Below are 10,398 nucleotides of genomic sequence, written 5' to 3'. Positions count from 1 at the left end.
TGGACCCTGTGATTGGCCGCGAGCAGGAAATGGAACGCGTCATGCATGTCCTCGCGGACGTCCAGCACCAGACCGTCGTCGGGTACGGACGCCGCGTCCACGGTGGGCAGCGGGGTGAAGTTCATGGGACTGGCCTTCTCTCTCGTCCTGCTCATCCTGCTCGTGCTGCTCGGGCCGCCGGTGCGGCTCGGCCCCGAAAACCTACTGCACCAGCGCCGCCAGCTCGGCCTCACGCTCGGCGACCTGGGCGAGAAGCTGCTCGGCGATCTCCTCCAGAAGCCGGTCCGGGTCGTCGGGCGCCATGCGGAGCATCGCGCCGATGGCGCTCTCCTCCAGTTCCCGGGCGACGGCGGACAGCAGGTCCTTGCGCTGGGCGAGCCATTCCAGGCGCGCGTACAGTTCCTCGCTCTCGCTGAGCCGGTCGGCGGCGGGCGCGGGCCCGGCCTCCCACTCGGCGGAGAGTTCCCGGAGCAGCGCCTCGTCACCGCGGGCGTACGCGGCGTTCACGCGGGTGATGAACTCCTCGCGGCGCTTGCGTTCGTCCTCCTCGCGGGCGAGGTCCGGGTGGGCCTTGCGGGCCAGCTCGCGGTAGAGCTTGCGGGCCTCTTCGGTGGGCCGTACGCGCTTGGGCGGCTGCACGGGCCGGTCGGTGAGCATCGCCGCGGCCTCGGGGGTGAGCCCGTCGGAGTCGAGCCAGTCGTTGAAGAGTTCCTCCACACCGGGCATCGGCATGACCGCGGCCCGGGCCTCCTGGGCCCGCCGCAGGTCCTCCGGGTCGCCGGTGCGGGCGGCGCGGGCTTCGGCGATCTGTGCGTCGAGCTCGTCGAGCCGCGCGTACATGGGGCCGAGCCGCTGGTGGTGGAGCCGCGAGAAGTTGTCCACCTCGATGCGGAACGTCTCGACGGCGATCTCGAACTCGATGAGGGCCTGCTCGGCCACCCGCACGGCGTTCTCGAGGCGCGCCTCGGGCCGCTCGGCCCCGGGCTCACCACCCGTGCCCGTGCCCGCGCTCGCGCCGGCGTCCTCGGCCTGGTCCACGTCCACGTCCTCGCTCCGGCTCGTCACCCCTCCAGCCTACGGTCCTCCGGGGCCCCTCCCCCCTCCCTCCCCCTCCCCTCCCCACCCCCTGTCCCCCTTCGCGGGCAGCACGGCGCCGCCGCCGGGATCCCGCTCCCGGTGAGCCGCGCGTTCCGTGGCGCGTGCCGCCCTGTTGTTCCGGTCGGGCACGTCGGCGGAGTACCGGGCGGCGGGCCGCCGGGCCCCGTGGCGTAGCCGGTCGCCGGGTCCCTAGCGCCCGCTCGGCGCTGGTGGTGCCCCGTCGGTGTCAGACGCCGCGTTCGGCGGCTATGCGGCCGCTGGTGACGGCGGTGACCAGGTCGGCGTGGTCGGCCGTGGTGCGGTCGGCGTAGGCGACGGCGAAGGCGGTGACGGCTTCGTCCAGCTCCTCGTTCTTGCCGCAGTAGCCGGCCATGAGGCGCGGGTCGGCGCTGTGGGCGTGTGCCCGGGCGAGCAGGGCCCCGGTCATGCGCCCGTAGTCGTCGAGCTGGTCGGCGGTGAGGGCGGCGGGGTCGACGCTGCCCTTGCGGTTGCGGAACTGCCTCACCTGGTAGGGCCGTCCCTCGACCGTCGTCCAGCCGAGGAGCATGTCGCTGACGACCTGCATGCGCTTCTGCCCGAGGACGACCCGTCGCCCCTCGTGGCCGGTGTCCGTGACGGTGAAGCCGGCGGACGGCAGGTGCGGCAGCAGGGCCGACGGACGGGCCTCCTTCACCTGGAGGACCAGGGCTTCGCCCCGGTGGTCGAGGAGCAGCACCACATAGGAGCGGGTGCCGACGCTGCCGGTGCCGACGACCCGGAAGGCGACGTCGTGGACGGCGTACCGCGCGAGCAGCGGTCGGCGGTCCTCGGAGACGGTCTCCAGGTAGGGGCCGAGGGAGGCGGCCACGAGCGCCGCCTCGGCGTCGGGGACCCTGCGGAGCACCGGCGGTGCGTCGACGAACCTCCGGCCGCCGCCTTCCTCGCATCCGACGGCTTCGGTGGCGCGGGCGGCGAACCGGGCGCTGGTGTTGTTGCGGGCCTTCATGGAGACCCGCTCCAGGGTGCCGAGGAGGTCGCGGGCGTCGGTGTGGGAGACGAGTTCCTCGTCGGCGATCGCGTTCCAGGCGTCGAGGGCGGGCAGCCGGGCGAGGAGGCGCATGGTGCGCCGGTACGCGCCGACGGTGTCGAAGGCGGCGGCCTGGCAGGTGGCCTCGTCCGCTCCCACTTCACGCCCGGCGAGGACCAGGGAGGTGGCGAGCCGCTTCAGGTCCCATTCCCAGGGGCCGACGACGGTCTCGTCGAAGTCGTTGAGGTCCATGACGAGACGTCCGCGGGCGTCGCCGTAGAGGCCGAAGTTGGCCGCGTGCGCGTCGCCGCATATCTGGGCCGCTATGCCGGTGGTGGGTGATCCGGCGAGGTCGTGGGCCATCAGACCGGCGGATCCGCGGAGGAAGGCGAAGGGGCTCGCCGCCATCCTGCCGACCCGGATCGGTGCCAGTTCCGGCACCCGGCCGCGGCTGGACTCCTCGACGGCGCGGAGGGCGTCGGGGCGGTCGGCCGTGAGGGTCAGCCGCCGGTGCGCGGAACGCGGGACGCGGGCGCGGAGCTGCTTGCCCCGGTCCTTGGCGGAGTCGCCGCAGTCGATGTCCGCGCGGCGGGCGAATCCCGGCACGTGCGGCACTCGGCCCTCACCCGTACCAGGTTGTACCGGCACGACGGCCGTGATGTCGTCCATGGACGTCCTCCCCCGTTGCGATGTGCGCCACGATGGCGACCCTCGTTCGGCCCGACCGTACCGCCGGATCCGATCGGCCGTCTCCCCCTGTGGACAACGCCCTGTGGACAACTCGTGGGCTCGTCTGGGCGCCGGTCAGACGGCCACGGCCTCCTCCATCTCCTCCTCGGCCTCGGCCGCCTCCCGGTCCTGTGCGGGGGCGCCCGCAGACGCCTTCTCCGGGGCCTCCTCCGGGTTCTCCGTGCGGCCTTCCGTTCCGGCGGGCGGAGCCGGAAGCGTGTTCCTGCGGCGGGTCTCGGCGAGGCCGGCGAGAGTGAGGAGCGCGGCACCGGCGAGGAGCCACAGGACGAGGACGAGGACGTGTCCGCCGAGGGCGTGTCCGTCGAAGTAGACGTGGCTGCGGACGCCTTCGATGAAGCCGGCGCCGTTCCAGAAGGCGTGCAGGGAGGCGAAGAAGCCGGGCTGGAGTTCGGGCCGGTAGATGCCGCCGGAGCTCGTGAAGTTGAGCATCACGAAGAGGACCATCACGCCGAGGGTGGTCCAGCGGCGCAGGAAGGTGTGGAGGCCGACGCCGACGAACAGGATGCCCGCCGCGTACAGCCAGGACATCGCCCAGACTCCGCCGAGCCCGTGGTCGACGAGGTGGAAGACGGGGCCGGCGAAGAGGGTGCCGATGAGGCTGACGACCAGGGACGTCACGGCGGCGAGAGCGGTCCGGATCTTCAGGGGGAGGACGGCTCCGGCCCCGCCGATGACGGCGACGGAGGCGTAGGCGCCGATGCTGAGCGCGACGAGGAGGAAGAAGACGCCCTGCCCGGTGGGGTCGCCGGAGGCGACGGGGGCCACGTCGGTGACCTTGAGTGGGGCGTCCTGGCCGGCGGCGACCTTGGTGAAGACCTTCTCGACGGCCATGGCGCTGGTGTCGGAGGACGCCGACGCCACGAGGAGCTCGGGGTGGGGGCCGGGGATGTAGGCGCCGAAGCTGTCCTGCTGCCGGAGATCGGTGACGGCGGTCGCCCGGTCGGCGACGGTCCGGACGTCGAGGGCGCCGGCTCCCTTGTCGTGGAGCGTCTGCGCGAGGACCTGGGCGCTGGGGCCGGAGCCGACCACGTCGACCCGGAGGTCGTGGGGCTCGGGGGCGTGGAAGGCGCCGAGGTAGGCGAGGCCCATGCCGAGGCACATCAGCAGAGGGGTGAGCAGATGCCCGAGGACATGCCGCAACGCGCCGGTGGTGGTGTTCGGTCCTGCGGTCACCGAGACCTCCATGGTTGGCTTTTACAACTAACGAACCGTTGTACTATACAACTGACGCGGTGGAGAAGGCGAACGCCGGACGGCGAGGGAGCGCATCATGAGCGACGACGACGGCACACAGGACGTCCGCGACGCGTCCGTGGACGTCATCCAGCGCGAACTGACGGCCTTCGCGCGCCGGGCCCGCGCCGCAGCGGCCCGCGTCCATCCCGAGATCCCCCTGGTCTCGTACACCCTCCTCGCCCACATCGAGGAGCGTCGCGGCTGCCGTGCCACGGATCTCGCGGCCCACTACCTCCTGGACAAGTCCACGGTCAGCCGCCAGCTGGCCGGTCTGGAAAAACTCGGCCTGGTCGAACGCCGCCCCGCCCCCGACGACCACCGCGTGCAGGTGCTGCACCCCACCGAAGCGGGCAGCAAGGTCCTCGCCACGGCCCAGGCGAACCGCCGTGCCGCCTACCAGGAGCGCCTCGCGGACTGGTCGGCCGAAGACCTGGACCGGTTCGCCGCGTACCTCCTCCGGTACAACGCCGCGGGAACGGCCGACCTCCCCGACGCCCCCTCGGCCTGATCCGCGGGACCGTCACCGAACGGCCGAGTCCCCGGCCGCTGCCCGCGCCACGGCCGGGGTCCACGGCAGGGCGGCCCGGGCGGCCGCCGCCCCCGTCAGAGCCCGGCGTCGCGCGCGAGCAGGGCCGCACGGACGCGGTTCTCGCAGTCCAGCTTGGCGAGGATGCGGCTCACGTACGTCTTCACCGTGCCCTCGCTCATGTGGAGCCGCTTTCCCGCGTCCGCGTTGGACAGGCCCTCACCGAGCAGGGCGAGCACCTCGCGTTCCTTCTCGCTGAGCGCGGCCACCCTTCGGCGTGCCTCCTCCGCGCGCGCCGATTCCCGGCTGGTCGCGAGCCGCTCCACCACGTGCCGTGTCGCCGCCGGGGAGAGGTAGGCGTCCCCCGCCGCCGCGGCCCGGACGGCGCCGATCAGCTCCGCCGGCGCCGTGTCCTTCAGCAGGAACCCGGCACCCCCGTGCTCCAGGGCCCGCAGCACGTTCTCCCGCTCGCCGAAGGTCGTCAGGACGATGACCCGCGCCGCCGGGACCGCCCTGCGCAGCTCGGGCAAGGCGGACAGACCGTCGAGCACCGGCATCTGGATGTCCAGCAGTACGACATCGGCCGCGTGCGCTCTGGCCTGCTCGACCGCTTCCCGGCCGTTCGCCGCCTCCGCCACCACCCGGATACCGGGATCGGAGATGAGGATCATCCGGATCCCCGCCCTGATCAGCGGCTCGTCGTCGGCGATCACGACCCTGATGGGCTGCCCTGCCACTGCCACTCCCCCCCCCCCCCCGCTCCCGTACGGGCGAAGCAGCACTACCGCTGCGTGACCACGTACGACTTCTTCTCGATCAGCTTGCCGTCCTTGAAGCAGAACCGGAAAACCGGCTCCTCGTCGAACGAGTCCCCCGTCTCCGTGGACAGCAGCACCAGACAGCTGGCCCCCGCGGGCCGCTCGGGGCCGCCCTTCTCCAGGCCCACCGTGGCTATCGTGTCGCCCGAGGGCAGCTGCCCGCGCACGTCCTTCTCCGCCATGCCGACCCGCACCGCCTCGTACTGCCTCGGCTCGATCATGCCCTCCTTCATCGAGCCCATCAGGAAGTACAGGCCGAAGCCGGCCGCCACCAGCAGGACGACGAGCGCCGCCACCGCTATCCCGCACCCGAGCGCGATCCCGCCGCCTCTGCTCCTGCCCCCGCGCAACGCCATCGCCAGCTCCCGTTCCGTGACCGTCCAGTCGGCCTCTCCGACCGCGACCGCACGACCATCGCCGACCAGGGGCCGCGGCGACTGCTGCCGGAAGTCGTCCTCCGCGTCGACCAAAGGCGCTGCTTCACCGATCGGCGCCGCCCCGTAGGGCAGCATCCCGGCCACCCGGAAGCCGCCGCCGTCGGCCGGCCCCGCGTGGCACATGCCGCCCACCAGACGGGCCCGTTCGGCGAGACCGGTGAGCCCCTGCCCGCCGCTCACCACGTCCTGCGGCGGTCCGTCCACCGGCTCCTCGTTGAAGACCTCCACGACGAACGTGTCCGGCTCGTAGCGGAGTTCGACCCCGATCGGCGCCCCCGGCGCGTACTTGTAGGCGTTGGTCAGCGCCTCCTGGACGATCCTGTACGCGGCGTGGTCGGCGGCCGGCTCCAGCGGCCGCTCCTCGCCGACCCGGCGCAGTTCCACGGAGGTCCCGGCGGCCTTGGCCGCGTCCACGAGCCCCGCTATGCCGGCGATGCCACGGGCCGCCTTCCCCGTCTCGTCCCCCGCGCTGCCCGGGGCGGCCCCGGCGGCGACGTCCTCCGCCGCGACACCGTCCCGGAGTATCCCGACGACCTCGCGCAGCTCGCGCATCGCCGTCACCGACGCCGTCCTCAGGACGCCGACCACCTCCCGCTGGCGCTCACCCAGCTCCCGGTCCACCTCCAGGGCACCGGTGTGCACGGCGATCAGGGCCAGCTGGTGTCCGAGGCTGTCGTGCATGTCCTGGGCGATCCGCTGCCGCTCACGCAGCCGCGCGTGCCAGGCGATCATCGTCCGCTCGCGCAGCAGCTGGGCGTTCCGGTCCTGGAGCGCGTGCAGCAGGGTCCGCCGCTGCGTCCAGTACCGGTGGGCGAGCCCCGGCCCCAGGGCGGTCGCCAGGTAGTACAGCGTCGACATGAAGGCGACCGTGAGCAGCCGCTGCTGGTCCCAGGTCTCCACGAGGGTGCCGGCGACGTTGAGCACGAAACCGGCGAGGAAGGCGTTCAGCGCGCGCCCGATACCGATGATGAACCGGCCGGACGACCAGCCGACGACCATCAGGAGTGCCCACAGGCCGAGGAGGAAGGGCGCGAGCGCGGACGTGATCACGAGGACGCTCGCCGGGAATCTCCGCCGCACCAGACAGAGAACGGCCGCGGCCAGCGCGTTCAGCACGAGGCGCCATCCCTCGCCGCCCATGAGCTCCTCGGAGCCGGCGGCGAGCAGCGCCACGACGAGAGCGAGCGCCAGCTCTCCGACGGTTCTGCGCCGCGACCACTGCCCGGGCAGCGCGAACCAGTTCCACCAGGCCGCGATCCTGGCTCCGATCGCGCCCCCCGTACCCGACTTCACCTTTGCGTCCACGCTCGCACCCTAGGCAGCGGGCGGGGCCCGGGCGTCCCTCTTTCGTCTCGGCCGCCCACGACGAAGGTCGTGATCCGGCGGGCGGCGCCTCCGCCGTCCGCCGGGACAGCAGGAGGCCGGCCGGAGACCGCAGTGGGAAGCGTCACACGACCCGGACAACGCGGAAGCCCCGTAGGTCGATGACCTACGGGGCTTCCGTCTGGTGCGCGAGGGGGGAGTTGAACCCCCACGCCCTTTCGGGCACTGGAACCTGAATCCAGCGCGTCTGCCTATTCCGCCACCCGCGCATTGGGTGGTCTCCCTGCCCTCTCACCTTTTCGGTGGGAGCGCCTGGCGACATCTGAAGATTAGCACGTCGGTGACCGTGGATTCACATCCCTTGTTTCGCTCCCGCTCGGGGAGAACAAGGAGAGAGGGGGAGCGGCCGGACGAACGGGAGCCGGTGACCCGGGGGGACGGCGAAAGGGGGAGGAGGCGCGGGCGGGCACGACGACGGGACGACGAACGGGCGGCGACAGGGACGCGGCACGACGCGCGGGCCGGCGGAGCCTGCCGAGGGCACGGGCGGAGAAGACACGAACAGGAAGCGGGCGGGAAGACGGGCACGCAGGCGCCACGAGGAGGCGAACGGCCACGCGGAACACGGAAGCGGGAAGAACGCCGGGGCGACCTGTGAGGGTCCGCACCCTCCGCCCCTTCTTGTCCCACAGCGGGGTGCGGGACACTGTCCACAGGCCACCTCTACGATCCGGGGGAAAGGTCTGTGAGAGGTGACACTCGTCCACAGGGCAGAGAAGGGGAACCAGCCGATTTCCCGACGCGTGGATACGATCAGTAAGCAGTACCAGGACGACAACGACGGAGGAGGTGCCCCATGGGAGTCCTGAAGCGTTTCGAGCAGCGTCTCGAAGGTCTGGTCAACGGCACCTTCGCCAAGGTCTTCAAGTCCGAGGTCCAGCCCGTCGAGATCGCCGGCGCGCTCCAGCGCGAGTGCGACAACAACGCGACGATCTGGAACCGCGAGCGGACCGTCGTCCCGAACGACTTCATCGTCGAGCTGAGCGCGCCGGACTACGAGCGCCTCAGCCCGTACTCGGGCCAGCTCGGCGACGAGCTCGCCGGCCTGGTCAGGGACTACGCCAAGCAGCAGCGGTACACCTTCATGGGCCCGATCAAGGTCCACCTGGAGAAGGCCGACGACCTCGACACCGGTCTCTACCGGGTCCGCAGCCGTACGCTCGCGTCGAGTACGTCACAGCCGCAGCCGCCCGCCGCCGGTGCCCAGCAGGGCCGCGGCGGTTACGGGTACCCCCCGGCCGGCGCCCCGCCCATGCCCGCCACCCCGCCTCCCGGCGCCCCCGCCCGACCCGTGGGCGGCCCCGGCGTGCCCGGGCCGGGTCCCGGCGCGGGCGGTCAGGTGCGCCGCTGGATCGAGATCAACGGCACACGCCACCAGATCTCCCGCCCGACCCTGGTCCTCGGCCGCAGCACCGACGCGGACGTGAGGATCGACGATCCCGGCGTCTCCCGCCGGCACTGCGAGATCCGGACCGGAACGCCCTCGACGATCCAGGATCTCGGATCCACCAACGGCATCGTGGTGGACGGGCAGCACACCACCCGCGCTACGCTCCGCGACGGCTCGCGGATCGTCGTGGGCAGCACCACCATCGTTTACCGGCAAGCCGAAGGGTGAAGCGGGGGCAATGTCAGAGCTGACCCTGACGGTCATGCGGCTGGGTTTCCTGGCCGTTCTGTGGCTGTTCGTCATCGTGGCCGTCCAGGTCATCCGTAGCGACCTCTTCGGTACGCGCGTCACCCAGCGGGGTTCGCGCCGCCAGGAGGCCCGGCCGCAGCAGAGCGGGCGCCAGGCGGCCGCCGCACCACCGCAGCAGCGCGGCCAGCAGAGCGGGGGCGGCCGGCAGCGCCGTGGCGCCCCGACGAAGCTGGTCGTCTCCGAGGGCACCCTCACCGGTACCACCGTCGCCCTCCAGGGGCAGACGATCACCCTGGGCCGGGCCCACGATTCGACGATCGTGCTGGACGACGACTACGCGTCCAGCCGGCACGCCAGGATCTACCCGGACCGGGACGGCCAGTGGATCGTCGAGGACCTCGGGTCCACGAACGGCACCTACCTCGACCGGACCCGCCTCACCACACCCACACCGATTCCGCTGGGCGCGCCGATCCGCATCGGCAAGACCGTCATCGAGCTGCGGAAGTAGTACGACAATGAGCGAGCTGACCGGAGCGACCGGAGGGTGGGCAGTGTGGGTCGAGACCGGCCTTACCCCGATGCAGCGTCGACAGGGCAGGTGGGCATGAGTCTGTCCCTGCGTTTCGCCGCGGGCTCGCACAAGGGCATGATCCGCGAGGGCAACGAGGACTCGGGTTACGCCGGTCCCCGGCTGCTCGCCATCGCCGACGGCATGGGCGGCCAGGCCGCCGGTGAGGTCGCCTCCTCCGAGGTGATCTCCACCCTCGTCACCCTCGACGACGACATCCCCGGCTCCGACATCCTCACCTCGCTCGGTACGGCGGTGCAGCGCGCCAACGACCAGCTGCGGATGATGGTCGAGGAGGACCCGCAGCTGGAGGGCATGGGCACCACGCTCACCGCCCTGCTGTGGACGGGCCAGCGCCTCGGCCTCGTCCACGTCGGTGACTCGCGCGCCTACCTGCTGCGCGACGGCATCCTCACCCAGATCACGCAGGACCACACGTGGGTGCAGCGCCTCGTCGACGAGGGCCGCATCACGGAGGAAGAGGCCACCACGCACCCGCAGCGCTCGCTGCTGATGCGCGCCCTGGGCAGCGGCGACCACGTCGAACCCGACCTCTCCATCCGCGAGGTGCGTGCCGGTGACCGCTACCTGATCTGCTCCGACGGCCTGTCCGGCGTGGTCTCGCACCAGACCCTCGAGGACACCCTCGCCAGCTACCAGGGCCCGCAGGAGACCGTGCAGGAGCTGATCCAGCTCGCGCTGCGCGGCGGCGGCCCGGACAACATCACGGTGATCGTCGCCGACGTCCTCGACGTCGACGGCGGGGACACCCTCGCCGGCCACCTCAGCGACACCCCGGTCGTCGTGGGCGCGGTCGCCGAGAACCAGGCGCAGCTGAGCGACGGCGGCGCCATGCAGACCCCGGCCGGCCGCGCCTCCGGGCTCGGCCGCCCCGCCCCGCACCACCAGCCGCCGGCCGGCGGCTTCGGCCCGC

At 72.3% G+C, this 10,398-nt stretch carries 9 protein-coding genes and 1 tRNA gene; 4 read left to right on the top strand and 6 right to left on the bottom strand.

The annotated features are described in order from the left end of the window. Nucleotides 1-201: 201 nt before the first annotated feature. The 3 genes from RIF68_RS15025 to RIF68_RS15015 all read right to left on the bottom strand — a co-directional run bounded on the left by RIF68_RS15025 (nt 202) and on the right by RIF68_RS15015 (nt 4,039). Nucleotides 202-1,065, bottom strand: coding sequence for a hypothetical protein (locus RIF68_RS15025; protein ID WP_375165702.1), 864 nt, complete (start codon nt 1,063-1,065; stop codon nt 202-204). 259 nt (nt 1,066-1,324) lie between these two features. After that, nucleotides 1,325-2,773: a DUF2252 domain-containing protein gene (locus tag RIF68_RS15020; RefSeq protein WP_309051740.1), complete on the bottom strand. Its 1,449-nt coding sequence runs from the start codon at nt 2,771-2,773 to the stop codon at nt 1,325-1,327. A 135-nt stretch (nt 2,774-2,908) separates the two neighbouring features. Further along, complete coding sequence (locus tag RIF68_RS15015) at nt 2,909-4,039, bottom strand: hypothetical protein (protein ID WP_309051739.1); 1,131 nt, start codon at nt 4,037-4,039, stop codon at nt 2,909-2,911. A gap of 85 nt (nt 4,040-4,124) precedes the next feature. Between RIF68_RS15015 and RIF68_RS15010 the strand changes: the two genes are divergently transcribed. Further along, nucleotides 4,125-4,598, top strand: a complete 474-nt coding sequence (locus tag RIF68_RS15010; RefSeq protein WP_309051738.1) for a MarR family winged helix-turn-helix transcriptional regulator — start codon at nt 4,125-4,127, stop codon at nt 4,596-4,598. A 95-nt stretch (nt 4,599-4,693) separates the two neighbouring features. On the opposite strand, the gene RIF68_RS15005 is transcribed toward RIF68_RS15010, so the two are convergent. The 3 genes from RIF68_RS15005 to RIF68_RS14995 all read right to left on the bottom strand — a co-directional run bounded on the left by RIF68_RS15005 (nt 4,694) and on the right by RIF68_RS14995 (nt 7,463). Then, the gene (locus tag RIF68_RS15005) at nt 4,694-5,353 is read right to left on the bottom strand and encodes a response regulator transcription factor (RefSeq protein ID WP_309051737.1); all 660 of its coding nucleotides are present in this window, start codon (nt 5,351-5,353) and stop codon (nt 4,694-4,696) included. Nucleotides 5,354-5,397: 44 nt separating this feature from the next. Continuing rightward, entirely contained in the window at nt 5,398-7,176 is a 1,779-nt protein-coding gene (locus RIF68_RS15000; protein ID WP_309051736.1) for a histidine kinase, read from the bottom strand. Between the two features lie 200 nt (nt 7,177-7,376). Further along, a tRNA-Leu gene (locus tag RIF68_RS14995) sits at nt 7,377-7,463 on the bottom strand. A 587-nt stretch (nt 7,464-8,050) separates the two neighbouring features. Between RIF68_RS14995 and RIF68_RS14990 the strand changes: the two genes are divergently transcribed. The 3 genes from RIF68_RS14990 to RIF68_RS14980 form a co-directional block, all read left to right on the top strand. Then, nucleotides 8,051-8,872 carry a DUF3662 and FHA domain-containing protein gene (locus RIF68_RS14990; protein ID WP_309051735.1) on the top strand — a complete coding sequence of 274 codons (822 nt, stop codon included), beginning with the start codon at nt 8,051-8,053 and terminating at the stop codon, nt 8,870-8,872. Between the two features lie 10 nt (nt 8,873-8,882). Continuing rightward, complete coding sequence (locus RIF68_RS14985; protein WP_309051734.1) at nt 8,883-9,404, top strand: FHA domain-containing protein; 522 nt, start codon at nt 8,883-8,885, stop codon at nt 9,402-9,404. Between the two features lie 45 nt (nt 9,405-9,449). Beyond that, nucleotides 9,450-10,398, top strand: a 949-nt coding sequence (locus tag RIF68_RS14980; RefSeq protein WP_309051733.1) for a Stp1/IreP family PP2C-type Ser/Thr phosphatase, incomplete at its 3' end; no start/stop codon positions are given.

This window comes from Streptomyces sp. (assembly GCF_031178505.1).
GTDB lineage: Bacteria > Actinomycetota > Actinomycetes > Streptomycetales > Streptomycetaceae > Streptomyces > Streptomyces gulbargensis.
The sequence above is the reverse complement of the archived record's forward strand: the minus strand, read 5'-3'. Positions and strand labels throughout refer to the sequence as shown.